The 24,892-nt window shown below is 38.1% G+C and carries 23 protein-coding genes and 2 pseudogenes; 2 read left to right on the forward strand and 23 right to left on the reverse strand.

Annotated features, from left to right (window positions below; all coding sequences use genetic code 11):
• Nucleotides 1-114: 114 nt before the first annotated feature.
• The 7 genes from HP552_RS08865 to HP552_RS35360 form a co-directional block, all read right to left on the reverse strand.
• Complete coding sequence (locus HP552_RS08865) at nucleotides 115-2,484, reverse strand: VirB4-like conjugal transfer ATPase, CD1110 family (protein WP_175395169.1); 2,370 nt, start codon at nucleotides 2,482-2,484, stop codon at nucleotides 115-117.
• Nucleotides 2,435-2,830, reverse strand: a complete 396-nt coding sequence (locus HP552_RS08870; protein ID WP_175395170.1) for a PrgI family protein — start codon at nucleotides 2,828-2,830, stop codon at nucleotides 2,435-2,437. Before HP552_RS08870 ends, HP552_RS08865 begins: the two co-directional genes overlap by 50 nt.
• Before the next feature lie 134 nt (nucleotides 2,831-2,964).
• Nucleotides 2,965-3,777: a VirB6/TrbL-like conjugal transfer protein, CD1112 family gene (locus tag HP552_RS08875; protein WP_175395171.1), complete on the reverse strand. Its 813-nt coding sequence runs from the start codon at nucleotides 3,775-3,777 to the stop codon at nucleotides 2,965-2,967.
• Nucleotides 3,778-3,833: 56 nt separating this feature from the next.
• Complete coding sequence (locus tag HP552_RS08880; protein WP_175395172.1) at nucleotides 3,834-4,148, reverse strand: hypothetical protein; 315 nt, start codon at nucleotides 4,146-4,148, stop codon at nucleotides 3,834-3,836.
• Nucleotides 4,149-4,243: 95 nt separating this feature from the next.
• Nucleotides 4,244-6,109, reverse strand: coding sequence for a VirD4-like conjugal transfer protein, CD1115 family (locus HP552_RS08885; protein WP_175395173.1), 1,866 nt, complete (start codon nucleotides 6,107-6,109; stop codon nucleotides 4,244-4,246).
• 66 nt (nucleotides 6,110-6,175) lie between these two features.
• Nucleotides 6,176-7,579 (reverse strand): DUF3801 domain-containing protein, encoded by a 1,404-nt coding sequence (locus HP552_RS08890; protein ID WP_175395174.1) that lies wholly within the window; start codon nucleotides 7,577-7,579, stop codon nucleotides 6,176-6,178.
• Nucleotides 7,580-7,637: 58 nt separating this feature from the next.
• Complete coding sequence (locus HP552_RS35360; RefSeq protein ID WP_175395175.1) at nucleotides 7,638-7,898, reverse strand: helix-turn-helix domain-containing protein; 261 nt, start codon at nucleotides 7,896-7,898, stop codon at nucleotides 7,638-7,640.
• 102 nt (nucleotides 7,899-8,000) lie between these two features.
• On the opposite strand from HP552_RS35360, the gene HP552_RS08900 reads away from it, so the two are divergent.
• Nucleotides 8,001-8,435 carry a helix-turn-helix domain-containing protein gene (locus HP552_RS08900; RefSeq protein WP_175395176.1) on the forward strand — a complete coding sequence of 145 codons (435 nt, stop codon included), beginning with the start codon at nucleotides 8,001-8,003 and terminating at the stop codon, nucleotides 8,433-8,435.
• A gap of 80 nt (nucleotides 8,436-8,515) precedes the next feature.
• On the opposite strand, the gene HP552_RS08905 is transcribed toward HP552_RS08900, so the two are convergent.
• From HP552_RS08905 to HP552_RS08975, 16 genes and pseudogenes are all read right to left on the reverse strand, one after another.
• On the reverse strand, nucleotides 8,516-9,097 hold the full coding sequence (locus HP552_RS08905) for a response regulator transcription factor (RefSeq protein WP_175395177.1): 582 nt from the start codon (nucleotides 9,095-9,097) through the stop codon (nucleotides 8,516-8,518).
• A 56-nt stretch (nucleotides 9,098-9,153) separates the two neighbouring features.
• Nucleotides 9,154-10,524 carry a sensor histidine kinase gene (locus HP552_RS08910; RefSeq protein ID WP_175395178.1) on the reverse strand — a complete coding sequence of 457 codons (1,371 nt, stop codon included), beginning with the start codon at nucleotides 10,522-10,524 and terminating at the stop codon, nucleotides 9,154-9,156.
• A 9-nt stretch (nucleotides 10,525-10,533) separates the two neighbouring features.
• Nucleotides 10,534-11,244 carry an HAD family hydrolase gene (locus HP552_RS08915; protein ID WP_175395179.1) on the reverse strand — a complete coding sequence of 237 codons (711 nt, stop codon included), beginning with the start codon at nucleotides 11,242-11,244 and terminating at the stop codon, nucleotides 10,534-10,536.
• A 526-nt stretch (nucleotides 11,245-11,770) separates the two neighbouring features.
• Nucleotides 11,771-12,856: a tyrosine recombinase XerS gene (xerS, locus tag HP552_RS08920; RefSeq protein WP_024634443.1), complete on the reverse strand. Its 1,086-nt coding sequence runs from the start codon at nucleotides 12,854-12,856 to the stop codon at nucleotides 11,771-11,773.
• Nucleotides 12,857-13,122: 266 nt separating this feature from the next.
• Nucleotides 13,123-13,305 (reverse strand): annotated as a pseudogene (locus tag HP552_RS08925) (VOC family protein); the annotation flags it as partial.
• A gap of 78 nt (nucleotides 13,306-13,383) precedes the next feature.
• Nucleotides 13,384-13,479 (reverse strand): annotated as a pseudogene (locus HP552_RS34935) (ArsR/SmtB family transcription factor); the annotation flags it as partial.
• A gap of 377 nt (nucleotides 13,480-13,856) precedes the next feature.
• Nucleotides 13,857-14,150 carry an S-Ena type endospore appendage gene (locus HP552_RS35775; protein ID WP_376768949.1) on the reverse strand — a complete coding sequence of 98 codons (294 nt, stop codon included), beginning with the start codon at nucleotides 14,148-14,150 and terminating at the stop codon, nucleotides 13,857-13,859.
• Between the two features lie 45 nt (nucleotides 14,151-14,195).
• Nucleotides 14,196-15,086 (reverse strand): multicopper oxidase family protein, encoded by an 891-nt coding sequence (locus HP552_RS08935; RefSeq protein WP_175395180.1) that lies wholly within the window; start codon nucleotides 15,084-15,086, stop codon nucleotides 14,196-14,198.
• Between the two features lie 384 nt (nucleotides 15,087-15,470).
• The gene (locus HP552_RS08940) at nucleotides 15,471-17,459 is read right to left on the reverse strand and encodes a peptidoglycan D,D-transpeptidase FtsI family protein (protein WP_024634440.1); all 1,989 of its coding nucleotides are present in this window, start codon (nucleotides 17,457-17,459) and stop codon (nucleotides 15,471-15,473) included.
• 167 nt (nucleotides 17,460-17,626) lie between these two features.
• Nucleotides 17,627-18,244, reverse strand: a complete 618-nt coding sequence (locus HP552_RS08945; protein ID WP_024634439.1) for a TVP38/TMEM64 family protein — start codon at nucleotides 18,242-18,244, stop codon at nucleotides 17,627-17,629.
• Between the two features lie 158 nt (nucleotides 18,245-18,402).
• Entirely contained in the window at nucleotides 18,403-20,838 is a 2,436-nt protein-coding gene (locus tag HP552_RS08950) for a heavy metal translocating P-type ATPase (RefSeq protein WP_175395181.1), read from the reverse strand.
• Between the two features lie 19 nt (nucleotides 20,839-20,857).
• The gene (locus HP552_RS08955; protein ID WP_024634437.1) at nucleotides 20,858-21,055 is read right to left on the reverse strand and encodes a cation transporter; all 198 of its coding nucleotides are present in this window, start codon (nucleotides 21,053-21,055) and stop codon (nucleotides 20,858-20,860) included.
• A gap of 256 nt (nucleotides 21,056-21,311) precedes the next feature.
• Nucleotides 21,312-21,641 (reverse strand): four-helix bundle copper-binding protein, encoded by a 330-nt coding sequence (locus HP552_RS08960; protein WP_081718281.1) that lies wholly within the window; start codon nucleotides 21,639-21,641, stop codon nucleotides 21,312-21,314.
• 181 nt (nucleotides 21,642-21,822) lie between these two features.
• Nucleotides 21,823-22,059, reverse strand: coding sequence for a glutaredoxin family protein (locus HP552_RS08965; protein ID WP_024634435.1), 237 nt, complete (start codon nucleotides 22,057-22,059; stop codon nucleotides 21,823-21,825).
• A gap of 47 nt (nucleotides 22,060-22,106) precedes the next feature.
• The gene (locus HP552_RS08970) at nucleotides 22,107-22,310 is read right to left on the reverse strand and encodes a cation transporter (RefSeq protein ID WP_024634434.1); all 204 of its coding nucleotides are present in this window, start codon (nucleotides 22,308-22,310) and stop codon (nucleotides 22,107-22,109) included.
• A 311-nt stretch (nucleotides 22,311-22,621) separates the two neighbouring features.
• Nucleotides 22,622-22,942 (reverse strand): metal-sensitive transcriptional regulator, encoded by a 321-nt coding sequence (locus HP552_RS08975; protein ID WP_024634433.1) that lies wholly within the window; start codon nucleotides 22,940-22,942, stop codon nucleotides 22,622-22,624.
• A 149-nt stretch (nucleotides 22,943-23,091) separates the two neighbouring features.
• Here HP552_RS08975 and HP552_RS08980 point away from each other — a divergent pair, with 149 nt between their 5' ends.
• Nucleotides 23,092-24,681 (forward strand): multicopper oxidase family protein, encoded by a 1,590-nt coding sequence (locus HP552_RS08980; RefSeq protein WP_175395182.1) that lies wholly within the window; start codon nucleotides 23,092-23,094, stop codon nucleotides 24,679-24,681.
• Nucleotides 24,682-24,892: the final 211 nt, after the last annotated feature.

Raw genomic sequence — 24,892 nt, forward strand, 5'->3', positions numbered from 1 at the left:
AAGAATGAACCGTTGTCTTTCGATTAACCTTCACTCGGTTGCTGAGAGTGCGCTTGGCATATACATGCCTGACAGTGGTTTTAGGTGAGGCTTGGGTACGTATGTTATTTGTCCTCATGCTGTATGGATCTCCAGATCAGCTTCCCGAACTTCATCAACCTTGGTTGTCATCATTTTGTACAACTGTGTATCCCTCGGGAACTCATCGTGGAATGGCACAATCCCCTTTCCTTCACCGTTACCAATAAACATTAGTCCCTGACCACTGTCTGAGTTGGTCACATAGCTAAGTTGTGTCTCCGATATGTCCAACAAAGTTGCCAATTCGCGGCGATCCGATTTAGCTTGATTGAGCATCATTAGGAACATAGAGTTAGAGAGCATCGTCCGCGCAAGGTCTGATTTGAGCAAGTCCTCGACGTTTTGGGTAATTCCTGTTGGAATCCCACCCCATTTTCTGGCTCGTTTGTACAGCTCGTATAAAAAGGCTGCTGAATACTCATTAGCAAATAGCAAGTATATTTCATCAATATAAATCCAGGTCCGCTTACCCTTGCCGCGGTTTAGTGTGATCCGGTTCCAAATTTGGTCAAGCACTATGAGCATTCCCATTGTCTTGAGTTGTTTGCCTAAATCCTTAATATCAAAGCATACAAGTCGGTTATCAATATTGATGTTCGTTTTATTAGCGAATACGGACAAATTCCCCTTAACATATAACTCAAGCGCTGTAGCAATTTCGATAGCTTCCGGGTCTTCTTGAAGCTTAAGCTGTTCATAGAAATCAATTAATGTCGGTATGTCCTCTTTAGAGAACGTTTGTAGATACTGGTGATATGTGAGCTTCAAACAACGGTCTATAATGGATTTCTCTCTTGGTGTAAGACCATATCTTCCCCCGACTATTACCTCGCATAGAGAGAGTACAAAATCAGATTTAAGCATCAGTGGATCATCATCATCTGCATAGTCCATTGTCATATCCAAAGGATTGATATAGTTTTTCGATCCAGCCGAAATGTGAATAACTTCCCCTTTGAAATTGTTCACTAGCCTTGTGTATTCACGCTCAGGGTCGATAATGATTACATCATCCTCTGTGTTAAGAAGGACGTTAACCATTTCTCTTTTTGCAGCAAAGGATTTACCTGATCCCGGCGTTCCCAATATAAATCCATTCGGTGTATCCAGCGTTAACCTGTTAAACATAATAAGCTTTCGTGATACTGCATTCAGCCCATAATACATCCCACCCTCTTGGAACAACTCCTGATTCGTAAACGGCATAAAAATAGCTGTACTTTCCGTTGTTAGAGTACGTGATATCTTAAGCAGGTTTAGCCCAAATGGTAAACATGAATTCAAAGCATCTTCTTGCTGATAATGTAATGTTCCAGTTTGACAAAGAAACTTACTGCTAATGGATGAAATCTCTTTGGTGTCTTTATTCAAGCCCTCAAGAGTATCCGAAAAGTGAACCACAATAATGTTTGTAAGGAACATTTTTTGATTCTTATTAATCAAATCATCCAAAAGTTCATTTGCCTCGGTAAGCGAGTGTTTTAGTTCGTGAGGTATAAAAGCTTCGAGATAGCCGTTTTTAAGGCTTCGCTTTTGATACTCAATCTTATTGGCCTCCATGCCTGTAATTTGCTTCTTAACGATCCTGAGAGCCTTATAAGAGTCCACAGACTTGATGTTCATAGTCGTAATCAGATTAAAGGTGAAGTCTGTAATTTCACTTAGAAACTTGTCGTTTAGAAACGTTGGTAAGTCTTTGATGTATATAGCTCTTGCGTATTTATCGCCTATTATCATATGATCCCGCTTAAAGGTAAGAGCATCCGCAGCAATAAGGTCTTTGGTGATAAGTCCTTTCCTTTTATGTTCTTTAGGATCATAAGTGAAGTGGCCTTCTTGCCCCATGCGGTAAACATCATGCAGCAGTTCCAGACGCTCATTAAGGTCTAACCCACTGATAGAGCTACCCATTCTTTTAAATACGGCCTGTGTCTCTCTTTCCATTCGAAGAAACGTATTACGTGCTTCGTCCATAGAAATAGATTCAATATTAACGGTGATAAATTTTTCTTTCTTTATTTCATTCTTGCCGCCCGAGATTCTGCGTTTCAACATTTGGTTGTATTCTGCACGAAACGACTCCATATGGTCGTTCCTTGACTTAATCATTACTCTCCCCTCAAAATCATTTTTGTTAAAACTTTTGTTGATTGTAGTTACTTGGAGATTAACAGTGTCATCAAAGAAATTTAAAAACTCGCAGTATTTAGAGAACACTTCTTCTTGATCATCTTGCTTACTAACCTGATAATTGATATCTACATAGGAGAAGGTTTTAGAGTACCGATCTTTACCATGCTTCAAAATCCCATCCTCAGTAGCTGCGGAATATGGTATAGATTGTTGACTTGATTTAGGAATTCTTGCTTTCTTTTTTGCGCTTTTTTTGTTTAGGAACAGCACGTTTATTCCCCTCCTTTTTGTTTTCTGTTGTAAGCAGTTCGAACATATTAAAAGTGATATATTTTCTCTTCTGCGGATAAACGAATTCCTGTTGAATCACAGATTTTATAAATTGTTCAAAGGTCATTCCGTTATAGTTAAAATATCCGATTAAGAATAATGGCATCGCAACGAATATAACCACCCAGCTTGCCGCATCAGCTCCGATAATGTCTCTGCCGAACCAGTACAGCGGAACGTTAACTATAACGGCTATTAAGGTACAGATTAACTGCCTGAGTGTCAGACCAAAGAACAGTTTCTCTTTGTACGTTCTAATCTCTTTTGGAATCCTTATTTCAATCATAGTACCTCCACTAAGATTTGATCATTTCAGACTACTCACTTATTTCCAGCAAGTTCAAATGAGATGATGAATGTACGCAAAATAATGAAGTATTCCTGGGACTGATGAGCCGGCTTGATTGTGTACACTCAAAATTAGTCCCCCATTATCTTTCTTGACCATGATCCTGATTTGATCACGACTAGTAGTAGAGCCAAGGCTGTTAGCATACCTTTCCAAAGTTCCATGTTTGCTCCGTTTCCGGTGAAAAATCCGAAAGATACATTGGCTATTATCGCAACGTACACAATACATCCGATAATGATAATAATCCCCTGCAAGCAGACCGCAGCATAATCAAATACGAATCTTTTGGCTTTTTCTTTCAGTTCATCGTGTATAAATGCAGCTATTGGAATAGGGGCAGCAGCCGTATATATTAATAGCTGGAATAGTCGCCCAAAAACGATCAACATGATAACTATCTTGATACCCTGCAGAATCCATTCAAAAGGCATCTGCTTAACTGCATAAAGCTTTTTATCGAACCAGCCCATACTTTCGTACTCAGCTTCCATAGCTGAAAAATCTATCTTATAAAGTGATGCATCCGAACCTGTGGTTCCTACAAGACTTGAGATATACGATGATAGATAGAAAATGATGTTCAGAAAATCGAGTGTATGTTCCATAATCAACTTGGCGAAAACCAGTTTCAGCATACAAGACACGACCGTTTCCCACCTGAAAAACGCGAAATTCATTGACTTATTCATGAAATCCAACAAAAAGTATAGAGTTAGCAAACTGTATGCTACAGGCAGGATGGCTTGATGTATTTCGGTTATAACTGAGTATACTCCCGGATACTCGGATGGCCCCTGATTGACCATCCCTGTAACCTCTGTAATAATTCCGCTAAATCCTTCAAAAGCAGCTTTTATATCATCAACCGGAGACGTTGCCAACTATTTCACCACCCACTTTTTTTGAGATAGGATAGGGGCCGTTAAGCCCCTTATAATTACAATCCGAAAAGTGACAGTGATTTGGAGATACCAAAGACCATAAACCCTGCCGCCATTGTCTTCATACCACGAACTTTTCCATCGGCATCATCTTGTTTAAAACCTAATGCTGTTTGAATACCCCCAAAGAAGGCAACAACGAGGCCAATTCTTCCTGCCCAAGTAGCAATCACTTCAACAACCCCGTCAAACTGATCCATGCCCTCTGCGGCTGCGTAAATTCTAGTAGTCATTAGCATTAAGGCAAAAGACAAGGACAGAACTTTAGCGGCCATAGGTTTTTTAATCATGCTCATGAATAAGTTTTTCATTTAAAAATCTACCTCTTTCACATTTTAATTTTAGTTTTCCAATCGAAAAAATAGGGATTAGTTGCGTAGAACACCAACGATTGATCTAACTTTCGTTAGATTAACTCATCCATTTGCTTTTCTAAAATATCCAACTCATCAACATTTACAATAGATAATTCATCCATCCGTTCAGCAAGTTCTTGTTCCGGAACTCTCATGTTCACCAATTCAGAAATTAGATCAGAATTCGATGATGATTGTTTCCACCCCATGGAAGAATCAAAGTAGTTATTCTCATTCGCTTCATAGAGCAGCTTATAATTCGGATGGGATTCTAGTTTGTATTTGTCAGAGTAAAAAGGATCAAGCCCCCTTACAAAGAGAACACATTTATGATCTGGCATTCGTGCAAGCTCGGAAATTGTCATTAGATCACGGCCTTGACTGCCGTAGCTGATACTTGACGAGCTATTCCTCCCTCTCGATTGACTTGTATTTTTTGTATCAATCGTCTGTTTATCAAGGCCTTTATTCACCCACTCAAGAGTTGAACGCTCTTGTCCACCCAAGAACAGAATGGTGTCGCAGTTACCTATAATCGTTTCATATGTTTCTTTATAGAGCGATTTAAGCTGTGTCATGTTTTGTATAATTGGAGCTACTGAAATATTACGGCTTCGCATTGTGGCGATTAGTTTATCAAACTCCGGAATTTGCCCGATATTCGCAAATTCATCAAGCCAGAATTTCACATGATACTTTAAGCTGCCACCACTCACAAAATCAGCCTGATAATACAGTGAATCAAATAATTGAGCGTACATCATGGCTACTAGGAAATTAAAGGTTGAATCACTATCCGGTATCAATACAAACAGTGCTGTCTTCTCATCCCCTAACGCCTGCAACTCCAGGTCATCATCACTTAGTAGACGTTCCACTTCCTCAATACCGAATGGTGATAAACGTACACCTGCTGATATTAGAATGCTCTTTGCAGTTTTACCGGAAGCCATTTTGAAAATATCGTATTGCTTGACCGCGATATGGTTAGGATTATCTTCACGTAACATTTCGAACAGAAAATCGAATTCACTTTTAAAATCTTCTTCGTCTTCTTTTACCTCTGCCAGCCTCAACATCGTAAATACTGTTGCAAATCTATGTTCGAACTCTGGCAGTTCATAGAAAATGTAGAGGAATATCGCTTGTAATAGTGCTCTTTCTGCACTTTCCCAGAATGGATCTGATGCTCCATTTTTATTTCCATTGGTGTTCTTGATCAGGTTGTTAATGACCTTTAGGATATCACTCTCCTTTTTGACATAGGCAAAGGGATTGTATCTACAGCTTTGCGACATGTCTATTAGATTAAAGACCTTAACCTTATATCCCTGCTGCTCGAGTGAATGACCTGTGTCCCGAAGCAACTCACCTTTAGGGTCTGTTATGACAAAACTTGTATTTGCCTGTAGAATGTTGGGCTTTACAACAAATCTACTTTTACCTGTACCAGCTCCCCCAATAACTAAGAGATTTAAGTTTTTCTTTACCTTCTTTGTATCGAGGCTAAGTCGTTCAGTCTCCGTTAAGATAACATTCGCAAATTGATCCTTATTATTCCGTATTCGGCTTCGGTCTGTATTACCTCCCCACTTTGCTGTACCATGTTCTTTTCCCGGCATTAGGTTTTTTTGAGTTGTGATCTTATACAATGCAAAAATGAATACAGTGATTAATTCAAAGGACAAAATTTGGAGTGTTTTCTCACTAGGGAAAACGAAAATGTTGTTGATCATGCTGGCTTTAGAAGCTTCGGTAAGCTGCTTTACATCTACATTTTGAATATCAAACGGCTTCCCTGAAAGCTCAATTACATGATGTACATGAGAGGTTATATAAGCGATAGCAACATAAAGGAGCCCACAGAAGATCAAAAAATTCCTAGTCTGTCTTCTTCTTTTTTCTTGATCAGTCATTAGCGCCCTCCTTTGTCCCTGCAAGCATGTTGGGTAAAGGTTCCGCAGCTCCTAACTTTGACAAAGCTACCTCCCTCCCTTCTCTCTGTTTTTATTTTTTGTAGGTGGAGCCTGTTTTTGAGCTTCAACAAGAGGCTTGATCTGTTGTCTTCTTTCATCTAAATTCATGCGAGTAGTAATTTTGCTCATCATGTCATGAACTAGTGAAGATCTGTCACCCTGTGTTGCCTCCTTGTCAGCCGCGCCTAACCTTTCTGTTAGTGATTCCCTCCCCTTCAATTCCGCCTTCTCAATAACCAAGTCAGACGTTTCACGTTTGAAGTCAATTTCATTGACTTTTATTCCGTAACTTTCTGCTAATTCACGGTGTTGAGGGTTATTCATATCCAGTGTTACATGTGGAACCTCTATTTTATTTCCTACAAGCTTTTTATAAGTAACTTGATTTTCCGGTACAGACTTACTTACCTCGGGTTGTCTATCCCCTCTCTGCTTGAGAAATTCAGGAATATTTTCTTGTGATTTCTTCTCAACCTCAGCATCCTTAGACTGTTCTCCAATGAATACCTGTGGTTTAGTCCCTTCATAAGCAGATATAAGTCCCTCTGACTCCATCCGATCAATAATTCCTCTCGCCTCATCATAGCCAACGTTAAGCTCAGACTGTAGTTTCGGAATGGCTATTTCTGCCGCCTGTCTAGCAAGATCAACAGATTGTAAATAATGTTCGCCATCAATGTTTTTTGACAGATCAGTGAAAGGAGCAATATTAACTCCTTCCTTTTCAGCTAAACCACGTTGGAATTCAATATCCATATCTAATACGGCATCACTAACTTTAATTTCAGACACACCGACAACACTGTATTTCGATTCACCGTTGTTTACTGCATTTTGGTTATCTCTTAGTACCTTCTCAGTTTCAATACTCACTTTATCCATTTGAAGGCTTTTTAAATTAACTCCTGCCTTTTCAGCTAAATCGCGTTGAAATTCAATATCCATATTTAGAACTGCATTAGGAACCCTTATGCTTGATTCTCCAACCACTTGATAGGGTAAAACCTTTTCAGGCTGATGTTGCTTAACGGTAAGATCAGTCGCTGTCAGCTCTTTTTGTATAAGGTTTTCAATAATACTTTTGACACGAACTTCGTCACTTTGTTTATAGAAAACAGAGTGTCGACCGCCATCTTCAACCACAGCATAGGCAATTTGATAGCGTTTTGCTTTATCCGCAAATTCCCTTAATCTGCTTTTCTCCAGATCAAACATTTTTATCTCATCCTTACTGGTAAGAAGCTTTTTCAAGGATTTTTCTCCCGGTTTGTCGCCCTGCTCTTTAGCTCTATTGATTAAGAATATCAACATCTGTTTAATTGATTCATTAGTCATTTTAGCGGTTTCTCTTGATAAATCAGAAGCCATTCGTGTAACAATTGTCGAAACATCACCGCCGATATCAGACATTCTATCGCTCCTTATTTCGAATTCACCTCTGGAACAGTACACGTTTCTTTAAAGACCATCACACTGTTGTTGCACTTTCATTTTCATCCTCAAGTTCCCTAATATCGACCTCCAGCGCCTTAGCAAGTTTTCTTATATTTTCATGAGTCGGATACTTTCGATTTCCTTTCTCAATTTGGGATATAGTTGGTTGTGGAACTCCCGATTTTTCCGAAAGCTTCAGCTGAGTCCAACCTTTCTCCTTTCTCTTTTTTTTAAGTTTATAAATAACTCGCACCTCCTTGATTTCATAATATTCGAAATCGAATATTTTAGTCAACAACTTTTTATTCTTATTCGAATAAATTATTGATTGATGGGCATCTCTTATTACTTTCTGTTATGATTTAAGTAAAATTTTCAGCAATGGTGCGTGAAATGAATGGATCAACTAAACAACATTATCGGAGCTAATATAAAACAATTCAGAAAAGCAGTAAAAATGTCTACTACGAGATTGGCTGAGTTATCGGATACATCACAAAGTACAATCAGCAAAATCGAAAACGGTAGCTCAACCAATATCGAAATCCTAATAAAGATTTGCGATGCTCTCAAAGTTTCGCTCTATGACATTCTTCCTGCCGGCTCATTGCCTAGTTCCGAGTCTGATCATTCTGGAAAAAGACAATTGCTTGGTGTATTAGACGAACTAACAGATGCAGAAATTAAAACCATACAAACCTTGCTCTCGCTCAACATTCTGCCAATAATAAAGCAAATCACCCCTTTAATCACAGCTTTAGATGAATTGGATGAAAAATCACGCGATAATTTACAGAACATTTTTTATTCGATATTAAATAACAGGTTATAGCTATATCGTACAGGCTTCGACAAAATCGAGGGAGGGTTAAATTTATACCCCTCAAATAAATAAAGGGCTAACCTCTTGGGTTAGCCCTTTATTTTGACTTGTATTTGTTTGATTTGCTTCTTTACAGTCTCTACAGACTTGAATAATACCTTTGCAATCTCGGTTTTATTCATCCCCTTTTCCCGAAGATCGTAGACCTCTCTCTCTGTAGGAGTTAAGATATATTTTAACTTTCGCTCCTTTTTCAGTTCAGCTATAAGTACAGCCGATGCATCAGGATGAATACTTGGATTATCACCAAAAGCTTCTCTCACAGCCCTCGGAATGTCTCTGTAAGACGTCTTAGTAATATAGTTAACTGCACCTTTATCAAAGGCATCCAGGATGATCTCTTTGTCATTTAACGCAGTCAGCATAATTATATTGCTAAGTCCTAGCTGTTTTAACTCTAAGGCCGTATCCAGTCCATCACATTCGTTAGGACTCAACATGACATCGACTAAGGCAACATCAACGTTGTTTTCTTTGTATGCTTTAATTGCAGCTTCTTTACTCGGCGCGCAGCTGACTACGTTTAAGTCCCTCTCTCTCTCAATGAAAGAAGATAAGCAGTCTTCCCACACTGGATCATCCTCAACCAACATTACATTTATTTGGGTCATCGAATTCCCTCCTATAGCGGGTAAAAAAACTTTCGTTTTAAACACACAATGAGGCGTTATACGTTTTGTTCAGTAGTTATAGGAATTTGTAGAATAAAAGTTGTACCCGAACCCTTCTTGGACTGTACAGTAATTTTCCCATTGTGCTTCTGCATAACATTCATACAATAAGCCAGGCCTAAGCCAAAGTTCTTACTTCTGTTTTTAGTTGTGTAATATGGATGGAAAATACGGGTTATATCCTCCTGTTCGATGCCTAGACCATTGTCTTGTATTTCAATTACGATAGCCTTTCGAGTATCGTATGCAGATATCCTCAGCTGCCCGTTATGTTCCATTGCCTCTGATGCATTCTTAATTAGATTCCTTAGAACCTCTTGAAGATGTACACTGTCACAGTACACTTTCTCATGCGTTCTAACATATCTAACAACGTCAATATTCTTCTTTTCCAAATAAGGTAAACTCATTTCAACGCCTGATTCGATCACTTCACAGACTTTATGGTAATCGGGTATAAGTATGATTTCTTGAGAATGCTTCTGTATCCGGTCAACCATTGAGAGCATATGTGAAGTGGAATCCAATATAGTATCAATGTCTTTTACAATAGGTTTTGGATTTTCCCGTTCAGCCTCATACCTAATCCGGTCAGAAAGAATATCAATTTTTCCTATTTCATTTTTTATAGTATGGTTCAGTGCTGATGCCCCCGAAGTAACCGCACGCATTGCGCTTTCACGCCTAGTGTTGTCAAATCTGAGCCTTACACCTAAAAGTCCATGTTTGGAAACTAAAATAATAAAAGTCATGAACAAGAGGGTTATAACTAAAGGCATTAATCTCCATACTTCTTCAAAATTAAAGAACGCTTTAAATGTGTAGTTCACAAAAATTTGAAAGATGATCGGTGGGAAAGTAAACAAAATAACATAGAAGCGATTCCTTTTAATTAATTGAATGCTCTCTTTAGAGTAACTTACCGTTAGCAGGACCATCCCGACCAGTAGATATGGTACACACCACATGAAGAGAATTCGAAAGTTATTTTCTATGTCTGGATAAAATGATGTATTGAAAAGCATAAATACTATTGGGATCATCAACATAAAAGCAAGCTTGTTCTTCAATTGTTTGTTGAAGAATCCGCTATAACTAATCGCAAACATTAAAAAACAATAGGGCAACCCATTATGATTCATGAATGAACCAATGATGTGTAACTTAAAGAGTACATCTTCAATCGTCGGCGTGATCAACTCATGCGTATGTAAGTAAGGAATGGCTGTTTCTGTCATCGCACGAGACAAACCGCCACCTCCAGCTGCAAAAGCTGAAAAGGCAACCCATCGAGTGGATTCATTTTTCGGATTATTTACAAGGAGCACAGCAGCGATTGTCCATAAAAATATAAGAACAAATACCATGGTTGCCCCCTACAATGTCTCGCCAATTTGAATTATGTCGGCTTTAATAAAGCGAGGTTCTTTATTTATCTGTCCCATCCATTTTTCATCCTTCTTCGCAACCACAAAAGGATAATCTACATGATTAAGAGCTGGCAAATCATATTTTGAATCCCCAATCGATAATGTTACAGCAGGATCAAACTTTGCAATTTCTCTACTCTTAAATCCATCAAGATTTGAGAAATCAATTGTTACTCCATTCCCTTCTGGTTTTACATTCAAACAACGATAAGGTACGTCAAAATACTGACCATACTGTTTTACCAGTAAATCAAAATTTGTTGAAAGCAATTCTACATGAACGCCTTTTTCTTTCAGATGAAAGATTAAATCATGGGTAAAGCTAATGAATTTCTCCTTTAAGGTCTTTTCAAAAAATAACTTAGAATAGTGTTCCAACTGCGCATAAGAATACTTTTTAAATTTCCTCAATACAAATAGTTTATTAAAGGCATCCCTAGACACGGCATCCAATACCAAAAAGTATGGGGCACGAAGAACAAAAGATGAGAAGTATAGCGGCCATAACTTCTCACCGAGTTCTTGTTTTTTAATAAATAGATAAAACTGAACGATGTTACTTTTAGTTATTGTGTTGTCTACATCAATAACAGCATTCCTCACTCCTTTATGATCAATTAAGTCGTCAATGTAAGAAAAGTCTGTAATGTAGTCCATACGTTCTCCCTTCACCTAATAACTGGTTACTAATCCATTTTAGCAGTTATTCATTCGGGCAAAATGAGTCCTTATATACAAAAAATCTGAGCGCGTAGTCCCGATCTTTAGAACTTAGTCCAAATTTCCGTGTACAAAAAAGGAATTAAATCGCGACCATCATATCAAATGAGTACGATTTAATTCCCGCATCGGTTTCTTTCTTCTGTGACCTTTAAAAGGGCGTCCCATTAGTGAACTTAAGGTTATTGCACAAGCAAAAAATGAAGATAAAGTTATTGCTTAAATCATAGCATCCATCCAATATGCAATAACTTTATTTATCTTCAATAATGATCTACTGAGTTAACAATTGAACTTAAAGTTTATTGCATAAAAAAATTTAAATCCATTTTATTAACTGCTTTCTTCAAATCATCATCAAATGAATGAAGATAAGGTTATTGCTTAAATCATAGCATCCATCCAATATGCAATAACTTTATCTTCAATAATGATCTACTGAGTTAACAATTGAACTTAAAGTTTATTGCATAAAAAAATTTAAATCCATTTTATTAACCGCTTTCTTCAAATCATCATCTGATAAATGTGTATATATCATCGTTGTCTGTACTGATGAATGACCTAGTTGATCTTTCAGTTTTGGAACATCATTGTTAGCCTTATGATATCGAGTTGCAAATGAATGTCTCAATGCATGCACATTTAAAGATGGTTTACCATAAAGATTAGCATATTTTTGAACTAACTTTTCTATGGCTCTTTGAGTAAGTCTTCGTGTGCCTCCTTTTCTTCCTACAGGAGCAGCTATAAATAAGGCTATCTCTTTTGAGCTGGGTTTATACTTTTGATCTCTAATTTTTATATATTCTTTGATGTCATATAATGCAAGATCACTAAAGTAAACATACTGCTCCTTACCGCCTTTACGGACTACTCGTAGTAAATTTTCAGTCAAGTCTACATCTTCAATATTAGCGCCAACCACTTCGGACAGTCTCAATCCAGATCCCAGAATCAAAGAAGCGATGGCTGTATCACGCTCACGATTAAATAAAAAATAGTTATATAATCTCTTATTTCCTTTAATCAATTCACCATAATCATTTGCAATAAATTGTCTGAATAGATTGAACTCCTCATGCTTCAGAATCTTACCACTGATTTTTTGTGCACTCGACTGAGCTGTGCTTAAAACAGGATTTAATTCTAACTTGGCCATCAGATTACGCTTAATATAAGGAGCTAATTCAGAAGTTTCAGCTTTATTCTGTAAGTAATTAAACAATGATTTAAGTGCAGCCAATTTTCTGTTCACAGTACTTTTAGAGTTCCCTAGTTGATTCTCCAAAAAGAAAAGAAAATTTTCCCCATCACGTATAGTCAATGATTCCAGTGTACTTAACTCAACTTCTTTACGACTACATTTAACAAGCCCCTCAGAAATTAGCCAGTCAAAAAAAATTATATAATCATGGCAATAGTTGAGCATGGTGGTTGGTGATAATTTTCTTTTTCTGCTATCTATATACTCTGTAACATACCAGGGCAAATCATCAAGTTTTTCTTCAATACGTTCTAAATATTTAATTTTTGTTTGCTTTTCCATGGGATTCTCCTTTTTTCTAAAGGATACTTTGTACATATTATAATTCAATATTTTTATTCGTCAAATTATTATTTTACGTAATTATATGAGATTATTTGATATCGTTCTTACCATACCATATATATCCATACCAGCAGCCGGGTTGGTTTGGGAAGATAATCAAGGATAAATTTAACATCAAATTAAACATTATTTCCGGCGGGGAGCAAAATTCCGGTATATTTGGCGCAGCGACAGCAGTAGAAGTACCACCCATGGATGCATGAAAAGTCACTAGGATAGAGTACGTTTTTACCTTTCATTAGAGTGAGAATAAAGCCTTCATCATCAAACATAACTGCAAATGCGTTTCCCCTCGTACCTTCACATTTCATACCAAAATAAGTCTCTAAAAACTCGCGAGCAGCAGGAACATCAGTAACTGTTAGGTTCAGATGATTTAATTTCATAATTACACCCTTTCCTACATATTTTGTACGTCCTCCGTAGAGCTTTATCTTCAATCCAAATAATACCACATAATGGATCCGTTCTGTAGCGACAACACCGGCACTGCGAAGTTTCTGCAAATGTTGAGATACGGTTGATTGGGGTAGATCAAGACATTCCTGCACATACTCAAGAATTTTGTCCAGAAAAAGCTTTAATTACTCTTGAGAGTTAGTTTAATTTTTAAATGCTAACAGCCTTCTCCCGATACTCGGTGAACCTCTAAGTGTTATTGAGGTTTTAACTACATATGCTTATATTTAGATGATCATCTAATCGGAATATGTTCTTGTCCTTGTCCATTTCGGCAATCGGTACAAGTTCTTGTCCTTACCTTGAGACAAGAACTTGTACCGATAACATAAAAAAGCCGCTAAAATAGCGACTTCAATGGGAATATGTTCTTGTCCCTCGCCATCTGCGGTCTGCTGCCACAATGTGTGCATAGCGAGAGGTTTGAGGATCTCTTTTCATTTTTTCATTTAATTACCATTAGAACTGCTGAATGTAGTCAGAATATTTCCATAATAAATTTCCCACTACAGTTATTCGTAATTTCTGATTCAGGTGCTACAATTATTTGGGTTATGTTTTGACAGCTACATGCTCTTGAATTTCCGGGGTATACTGGAAAAATGTACGAACCATCATTATAGAATATATGAACTAAAAGTGAGGTTGTATTCTTTTGATCATTATATATGGTTATTGATGTATGTAGTTCTTTGTTATTTATAGAGGACCAGATCGTAAGGTTCTCTAATCCCGTCTTTGGATCAAAAAATATTTCTCCACTTAATGAGATTTTAGCCCCTCCATTCGCTTTCTTTACTGGGTTATCATTTTTTTCTTATTTCTCATAGACAATTGTCTTAAACATTCCACCAATTGGTTTAGTGAAGTTATTGGATATATGATGTGGCATATGGCAATGGAAGGGCCATGTTCCTGGGTTATTCGCGCAAAAGAGTAAGTCGTATGTCGTTCCACTCGAAACTTCTATCGTATTTCGAAGTAATCTGGCGGAACTTGAGATTTCATTACCGTCTGCAGCTGTGAGAAGAAATTGATGTCCATGAAGATGAATGGGATGTGCATTCATTCCTATGTTCCCAAGACGAATACGAATGTTTTCGCCATATTTAACTGGTAAAGAATTAGAATATGGAAAACAACGCCCATTCATTGTGAAAAAATTAAAACTGTCCGTTAAGGGGTCTAAATCGTAATCTCCTTTCCTCAATTCACCCTTAGGCAGGCCTTGAAGATGAAATTCCTGAAGCATGATGAAGTAATCTCTATGAATATAGTCATTACATCCCGATTCTATTATAAATCCACCCCCTAGTCCCATTAATTCTTGAGTAACTGTATTGTGATGAGTATGATACATATGCGTTCCCGGTGCATTCATAATCTGAAAACAATAATCAAAGTATTCACCTGGTCTAATTTTGGGTGTTGGTTCAACTTCAGGAACACCGTCCATAGAGTTGGGGATATCCAGGCCATGCCAATGGACACTGGTTGCCTCCGGTAGATGGTTTATAACCCTGATCTTAACCCAATCGCCTTGTTTAACTCGTATAGTTGGACCCGGAATGGAACCGTTATACCCCCAGCCCTTCATTTTTATTCCAGGCAATAGTTCTCTCGTTACAGGCTCCGCAACTAACACAAAGCACTTCATTCCCTCTTCGACGGTAAAGGGAAGATCCGGGATATCCGGTGTGATAACCATAGTACTCCTCCATCCCAAATGGAATTGTTTACAATGGAGGATATATATGAAATTCGAGGCTTGTGCTATTACTTTATTTCCATAGCCGAATACTATGTCTAAGATGAACCTTAGTTTATATCAAATGCTTGCTCGCTAGTACATCCAAGGACATTTATGATTTTCAGCCTACGTTGTTGTTCTCCGATATAGTTATTTCTGTGTTGTGTCGCAGGAGCCTAAACGATATCCCCTAAGTGACTTCTTCTTCACTTTTCAAGTCCAAACAAGAAAAGCGTGCAACAATCGGAATTCTGCCCTATCCCCCAGTTCTTACTAACAACTCTTGCTATCATATGGTCACTATAAATCAATTGAATAATATTTTTGTTTTTATTTGACGGCTCATTTTGCTGGATTGCTACCCAGTCCATATTCCCTATCATAGGCATCAAATATTTCACGAGCAATGGGTGCTGCGCTACTTGATCCATACCCCCCTTCAGGTACAACCACGGCTACTGCCAGTTTTGGATTCTTACGAGGTGCAAAGGCGATAAATACGCCGTTCTCAACATTAATCGATTGACCATTTATATAAATAGTCTGTTGAGAGGTGCCTGTCTTTCTCGCGAAATCATAGGGAAACCCACTGAACGCGGCATCTACATTGGTAGACATTCCACGTTGAATGGTGCGCCAGTATCTGTCATCATAATTTGCTGTATTTAGTGTTTTTGGTTTAATTTTTTTAACGACATTACCTTCAGAGTCACGTATTTCTTTTACCAGGTGTGGTTCAAGACGTTGTCCTTTATTCGCTAACATCACGGTATACTGTGCGAGCTGCATTGTTGTATATTTGCCTTGTTGTCCAAATGAAGCAAAAGCCAAGCCTGTGAGTGCAGATTGATTTTCTTGGTTATATTCAATTCTGCCTCTAAATTCTTTGGGTAAATCCACTCCAGTATCCACGCCTAAGCCGAATTCTTTCATATATCTGTCCCATACTTTAATACCTTCCACATTATACTTGTTCCAAAGCTGCTCACCGATCATGTCAATCATAAAAGCATTTGATGATTTCGTGATTGCTGTCTCTGGATTTAAAAGACCATATACGCTTCCTGAAGAGTTTCTGACTCTGGTACGATCTTTACCAAACTCCGCGTATCCGCGATCCTGATATGTTGAATTCGGAGCAAAAAAACCTTCATTTAAGCCAATCAAAACACTTAATGGTTTTATTGTTGACCCCAATAATACGGTTGACTCTGGGTGCTTTCCGGTGTCGTTTGGAGGAAAGGATTCAACTGTACCATTTCTATAGATGTACTTAATCTTTTCATAATCCCATTCCGCATTCGGATCATAATCAGGCATACTTGCCATAGCCACGACATTACCGCTATCTACTTCCATTGCGACAGCAAAAGCTGTTTTTGCATTAGTATGAAGTTTTCCTGAAACTGGAGTCCGCTGTAACCAATTCAACTGTTCTTTTATAGCTTGTTCTGTTTGAACTTGTACGTTTTTGTTGATGGTCGAGATGATATCGTATCCTTTTTCTGGAGGGAGCATGTTTCCTCCCTCTTCAGGCAAATTTAACGCATTAATGGGGATCTCTTTAAAACCACTTTGTCCTCGTAACACGTCCTGATATTGAAGTTCAAGACCATCAACACCAACATTTTCTAGCTCAGAGTATACAAGCCCAGGATTGGTTTGAGTTGGATTTAAACGATCAATTTCTTTGTATTTTGCTAGTGTCTTTGATGTTTTGAATGTTTTCATGTAACCAATAGCTTGAACAGCCACGCCATCCTTATCATATTTGCGTTTGCTTTCTTCCACTACACTCAATCCAGGAATGATATTTCTATTCTGAAGAAAGTAAGCGACTTCTCTATCAGATAGGTCACTCTTGATCAATCTCGGAGAATAACCTTGGGTCTGTCGATATTCCAGATCCATCGCATTCAAAATATCATCTACCGAGAACTCTTTACTCCCTGGATCTTTAAATTCCTGAAATACTTCATACAATTTTTCTGCAAATTGACCAGCTTCCTCACGATTGGGATTTTTAGGCCCCCCCTCCTGTTGACTATAATTTTTATACAATGTGATGTATAACGACTGAATGGGCTCGGAATATGCCAATTTTATTTTACCTGATGAATCATAAATGGAACCACGAACGGGCAACAAAGGACTTGTTCTGGTGACACTTTCACTTTGTAAACGGCTAAGCTCGGGGCCTTCTACGAATTGCATATAAGCGAGACGAATGATGATAACTGAAAAAATGACAAAGGATACAAAAAAGAAAAAGTTAATGCGAAACTTAGAACTGATTGGTTTTGGTTCTTCTGCATCGTAATGATTGTTCATCTGATAATACTCCTCTTGGTCGTTCTTAAGTAACAGTGTAAATTTTAAATTTGAAGGAAGTGTGTTTTTTTGTTATATCAATACAACCAAATTTCAAATAGCTGAAGGCAAACCAAAAAAGCTCTACGAGGACGTAGAGCCTTTTTAGTCACCTTATTGAATTGTATTTATTCTTTATATCGAAGATATATTCTATAGCCGATAAAAACCAGTAATAAAAATGAAGCATACATCAAACTGACTTGTACTAGTCGTGTTCCTTCATTCCATATTTCATGCCCTATATAGGCAAAGGTCATCATTGCGGGGATTTTACCTAATAAGGTTGCGAGTATGAAAATCTTAAAATTTAAATGGAATACTCCTGCGTAAATATTGATTGCCGCAGCTGGTAAAATGGGTATGATGCGAGCTGATAGAATCATCCAAAACAGGCGCTGGCTACTCATCGCATGTAGTTGATCTAGAGATGTAAATCTCTGGGTAATCCTTCTTCCCCAAGAATAAAGTAAGTATTTTGCCAATAGATAGACAATAATCGCAGCTAAAGTGGATATGGCCACGTTCATAGTACTGCCCAATACTACACCATATTTAGCGCCGATCACTCCACCTACAATGCCAAACGGGATCACAGGAAACATAGCAAGAATAGTAATTACAAGAAACATCAGAGGTAAGCTAGCCGTATTATCCCCAGCTATCCATGCATACAATAAATCCCGCTTCATGAAAACAAGCATAAATACAACCAGGTTAATACAGAATATAATCCATTTTTTCAACCTAACATTCTCCTGAACGAATTTCTAGTTTACAAGTGAGTTTTGGCAATGTTTTTCTAACGTACACATAGGGGTACCCCTGTTACTGATACTTTATATAATGTAAAACAAACGTACCCCTATCTTTATATTATACAATGATTTTATCACGTCAGTTTTTAAGAATTACGTATTTTCACACGTTGTAGCCGAAGTGCATTAAGAACAACAGATACTGAACTTAATGCCATTGCAGCACCAGCTACCCATGGAGCCAAAAGGCCGATCGCAGCTATTGGAATACCCAGCGTATTGTATCCGAGTGCCCAAAATAAATTTTGTTTAATGTTAGCCATAGTTTTACGGCTCATATAAATAGCGTCAGGGATACTTGAAAGATCGCCACGCATCAATGTTACATCAGCAGCTTCCATAGCAACGTCTGTTCCTGTACCAATAGCCATTCCGATGTCTGCCATAGCAAGGGCCGGAGCATCGTTTATACCATCTCCTACCATCGCTACCTTTTTACCTTGTGCTTGCAGTTTTTTAACTTCTTCCGCTTTACCTTCAGGGAGAACTTCAGCCAGGACGTGGTCAATGCCAACTTGAGCCGCAATCGCTTTTGCCGTCCGTTCGTTGTCCCCGGTAATCATAATGACCTGGATACCCATCTCCTTCAAACGGCTGACAGCAGCCTGAGAGGTTTCTTTAATGGTATCTGCCACAGCAACCATCCCCGCATACTCTTTATCAATAGCGACAAGCATAGCTGTTTTCCCGGATTCCTCTAAAGTAGACATCATGTTGTAAGCTTGTTTTGCTTCTACATCGAATTTATCCATTAGACGACGTGTACCAATTAATAACTCTTTACCACTCACAACAGCCTTGATTCCAAAGCCTGGAATGGCCTCAAAGGATTCTGTTCTGAGCAGTTCAATATTTCTTTCCATAATGCCCGCAACTATAGCCTCAGCTAATGGATGTTCTGAATTTTTCTCAGCTGCCCCCACAAGTTTAAGGAATTCTGTTTCATCGCCCTCGACCAAAACATCGGTAAGTTCAGGTTTACCTTTTGTTACTGTACCTGTTTTATCGAGAATAATTGCATCAATTTTATGGGTCTGTTCCAGATGTTCTCCACCTTTAAACAAGATTCCAAGTTCAGCTGCACGTCCAGAACCAGCCATAATGGAGGTTGGTGTAGCAAGCCCAAGTGCACAAGGACAAGCAATAACCAGAATGGCAATTGCTTTTTCTAAAGAACCAGCAAAATCACCCGGTGTTACTCCGAAGTACCATACCAAGAATGCCACTACAGCGACTCCTACAACAATCGGCACAAAAATCCCTGAGATGACGTCTGCTACCCGTTGAATAGGAGCTTTTGATCCTTGCGCTTCCTCGACAACTTTAATAATTTGTGCAAGAGCTGTTTCTTTACCTATTTTTGTTGCTTTCATTCGAAGCACACCGTTTTTGTTCATGGTTGCTCCGATAACAGCATCCCCCACTTTTTTTTCTACAGGGAGACTTTCACCAGTAAGCATCGATTCATCCACAGACGAGAGTCCTTCCAGAACTTCCCCATCCACAGGCACTTTACTCCCTGGTCGAACAATTACAACATCACCTACAATCACTTCTTCCACGGGAATGGTCAATTCTTGATCTTCTCGGACAACTATCGCCGTCTTGGCTTGAAGTCCCATTAGGGATTTAATAGCTTCTGACGTACGTCCTTTTGCCAGGGATTCGAACAGTTTCCCCATAACCACTAAGGTAATCAACACGGCACTTGTCTCATAGTACATCGCAGGTCCATGATGTACGCTACCGCCTTCAATTGCCCAAACGATGGTTAAATACAGACTGTAAAAATAAGCAGCTGAGGTCCCTAATGAAACAAGAACGTCCATGTTTGCACTGCCATTGCGTAAAGCTTTATATGCACCAATATAGAAGGGTCTTCCGATATAAAATTGAACTGGCGTTGCTAATGCCAATTGGAACCATGGATTCATAAAGAGATCTGGTAACCATACCCACGAAGTAAATGAAAAGTGACTTACCATTGCCCAGAGTAAGGGAAACGATAAAATCGCAGAAATAAGAAGTTTTCTTTTTTGTTTTGATAATTCTTTTTGTCGACGTTCAGCTGGGTCGCTTTGTTCCTGTTTCGGTACAGCTTGATAGCCGAGTTTCTCTACTCTCTTTTGCATATCAGTCACAGAAACATCTGCCGGATTATATTCGACATGAGCAACTTCCATGGCGAAATTTACGGTGGCCGTGCTTACGCCAGGTAACTTATTCAGAGTCTTCTCGATTTTTAAGGCACAAGCCGCACAAGTCATACCGACAAGTTCCAAATCAACGGCTTCCTTAACTGTACTGTAGCCAAGCTTCTCAATGCTTGCTTCCATCTTACCGATGTCGACTTTACTTGGGTCATATGTTACTGTCGCTTTTTCCATCGCAAAGTTTACGTTAGCTTCTGATACACCTTCCAGCTTGTTCAAAACCTTCTCAATTTTTAAAGCACAAGCAGCACAAGTCATACCTGAGAGTTGAATTGATGTTTGTGATTTTTTCTCTTCAATTGTTGACACTATATATACACCTCACCTTTTAGACTTCATATCCTTGCTCTTCAATAGCCTCTTTAATGGTCTCTAGAGTCACCTTATTTTCATCATATACTACGGTAACAGTGCCATTTTCAAGATTAACATTCCCTTGAACACCGAGCGATTTCAAAGCACCTTCGATTGAGTTGACACAATGTACACAAGACATGCCATTCACATTTAACACTTCATTTTTCATAATTCACTTCTCCTTATATATGAGATTTTTATTTCAGTAATATTAACTTCACTTCATGTATAAAGCATACCCCCCTACCCTATATTTTGTCAAGCGCAATACCCGAAAATTTTAAGCCCATTTTATTGTTGATATGTAATTATGTTATTCTTCCTTTTCAAAATTCGAATTATTTCTTAGGAATTTAATAAAAGGAGTTCTCTCAGAATTTATGAACTGATTCTGAGAAAACTCCTTCTGTGCTACATTTCTTTTATTAAGCGGCCATTTCACGACACATTTTTGCACAAGCAAAACACGCTTCTGCACATTGTTGACAATGCTCATGATCATGTTTTTTACATTCGTTCCCACAAGCTTCACAAGCGTCTGCGCAAGCAAGACATATCTCTTTAACATATTTGCTATTGATCGACATGGCATGAGCGGCAAATTCACAGATATCCGCACATTCACGATCCAAGCGAATACATTCTTTCATCATTCCAATATGCTCCTCATCTAAACAAGAAACATAACAATGATTACATGCAACCATACATTTTAAACACTCTTCAATACACTCTTTGTACTTTTGATGTGACATTATAATTCTCCTCTCGTATCTAAAGTAGTAGGGTAGTCCCTTATTCTATATTTACCCCATATAGAAATTTCTATTCATGGCGGCATTTCAGAAGATAATCTACTACTCTAGAGTGTGAAAGAGGATAATTCTGTGCACATTTCACAATCGATGGAGTGAACCGAAATATCATTTAGGGTTCTTATCCAAGAAGTGTTTTTTCAATTTCTTGACGATTGAAGACAAATCCGAAATAAACTTTACCTTCAATGAAAATTGTAGGGACCAAATTTTTACCTGTTCGTTCGCGCAGAAGGACAGCATTTTCTGGATGATCAGCTATACTAAACTCTGTATACGGTATTTGATGATCATTTAAGAATTTTTTGAAATTTTTGCAATCTTCACAAGTTGGCGTTGTAAATACCTCGACATGCATACGCTTCACCTTCTTCTAACTTGAAGTAATGATTCAAGAAGATCATGTTATTCGACTATGTCGTAGCCTTGATTTTCAATTGCTTCTTTAATATCCGAAAACTCTAGTTTGGTTTCGTCAAATTTAACTTCAACCTTACCTTCCGCGAGAATTACTTTTCCTTCTACGCCTATTTGATTTAAGGCACCTTCAATTGAATTTACACAATGCCCACATGACATACCTTTTACTTTTAGTGTGACATTTTCCATTTTTCATACTCCCCTTTAATTGAGTTTAAATATATGTTATTTCATTGAGGCATGAACTCTTTTGATTAATTCATTCACTACTTCAATATGCTTTGTTGACTCCATTAAGTGCACCTGCAGCGGATAGGAGCATTAGGCCTCAATGATTGTTTGTCATTGGACCATTAACTTCATCCTATATTGTCCAAATGAATGACTTTTAATGTACATCACCTCCTTCATTAATACCATACCCCCCCTCACTATATTTGTCAAAGTATTTAGCTGTAAACAAAAAAAGAGTTTTTGCAAACCCTCTTTTGTTTACAGCACTATTTGATTAATTTATTTATGGTCACTAACAATTCATCTATAACTTCGTTTTCACCTTCCTGAATTCGTTCAATTACACAGCTTTTCATGTGATGCTCTAACAAAAGTTTTCCAACACCGTTCAAAGCCGATTGGACTGAAGAGATCTGATTCAGCACATTATCACAATAGGTATCTTTTTCGATTAATCCTTTTAGCCCTCTAACTTGTCCTTCAATTCTGTTAAGTCGGTTAATTAAATTATTCTTTGTTTTCTCAGAATGATGGCTCCTGCGTTCTTCCGTGTTGCATGACTCATGCTCTTGAATTAGGTCTCCCATTTTCCGATCACTCCTCATTATTTTATCTTATATTATACTATAGCCCCCCTATACTATACAAAATGAAATTCATCTACATTATTTCTACATATATTTTCTATACTATTATCGTTATTACCAATCAAATACAAAACGGTGGAGGAAAGAATATGAAATTGATGCTTTTAAAGAGGTTTATCGTAATTGGTTCTTTAGCTATTCTCGCTACGGGATGTACTAATGCGATTAAAAATAATGCAATGGAAGGAATGGATCATTCAAACACGAATAATCCTACTTCGGCTGGTTCCAGTCCTGTGAAATTCACATCTAGTACTCCAGTGGTAAATGGCAAAGAATTTACGATCACCGCACAAGAGAGCAATCTTGAAGTTTCCAAAGGTAAGATATTACCTGTTTGGACTTTCAACAATTCTGTCCCCGGACCTCAAATCCGTGTAAAGGTTGGAGACAACGTAAAAATCAATCTAAAAAATGAGTTGAATCAGCCTGTCTCCATTCATTGGCACGGCTACCCCGTTCCGAATAACATGGATGGCATTCCTGGCGTTACACAAGATGCCGTTGAACCAGGTAAAACATTTACGTATACGTTCAAAGCTAATGTACCAGGTACCTATTGGTATCATTCTCATCAAGACAGTGTAAACCAAGTGGATAAAGGCTTGTACGGTTCCCTTGTTGTTGAGGAACTGAAAAATGACTATGACCGGGACTATACTCTCATGTTAGATGAATGGATGAGTTCCAGCGACATGAATACGAGTGATTCCGACAATATGGGTATGAAAGAGATGAATCATAATGAAATGAATATGTCCGGATCGGATATGAACATGGACGAGAACACTACGGGTATGGGCGGACATGATATGAGCATGTATGACCTATACACGATAAACGGGAAATCAGGTACTGCCATTGATAAACTCATGGTTAAAGAGGGCGATAAAGTTAGAATTCGCTTAATTAATGCAGGATACATCAGTCATCAAATGCACTTACATGGCCACAATTTTAAAGTAATAGCGTCGGATGGACAGCCCCTAAATGAACCCGAGATGATAAAAGATCAATTACTTTCTATAGCTCCTGGAGAACGTTATGATATTGAATTTACAGCGGATAATCCAGGCTCCTGGCTACTTGAAGAACATGGAATTGAGTCGCCGAAACAAAATATGAAAGCCGTTATCCAATACGAAGGTTCAAAAGTTCAAAATGACAATTCCAATGCTTCAGCTACGCTTCCTGTGTTTGACTTCGAAAAGTATGGTAACATGTCAGATCCATTATTTTCGTTGAATGAGATATTTGATCAAAACGTGACAATGAATTTAAATACGGAAATGAAAGATGGAGAAATGGTGTACACCATTAACGGAAAGGTATTTCCGGATACAGATGTCATAAAAGTCCAGAAAGGTGACAAGGTCAAAGTTACTTTTGTGAATCAGTCCAAAACGGATGACCATCCTATGCATCTCCATGGACAGTTTTTCCAAGTGCTAAGTAAAAATGGTCAATCCTATCAGGGGTCAACGATCATAAAAGATACACTAAATGTTAAACCAGGGGAAACTTATGTTGTTGCTTTTGAAGCCGATAACCCTGGAAATTGGATGTTCCATTGCCATGACTTGCATCATGCTTCCGCGGGAATGGTAACGGAAGTCATGTATACAGATTATGAAAGTAACTATACACCTGATCCGAGTGTGGAGAACGTAGCGGAATAAATAAGTAGCATTGATTTACTCTTTATTAAGATCTGCTAATAATACGTTAAAAGATAAACAGAAGAAATTATAATGCGGCGATCTTTCCCGGAATGTAACCGAGGATTGGTTGCCGCATTTTTTTAGAAACACCTTAATTGTAAAAAAGCGATACTGTTGCGCTTAAATGCATATCATTCTCTTCTATTAGCTAGCATACCAAAATCCCCCA

The organism is Paenibacillus xylanilyticus (assembly GCF_013359935.1).
In the GTDB taxonomy this organism is placed as follows: Bacteria; Bacillota; Bacilli; order Paenibacillales; family Paenibacillaceae; genus Paenibacillus; species Paenibacillus xylanilyticus.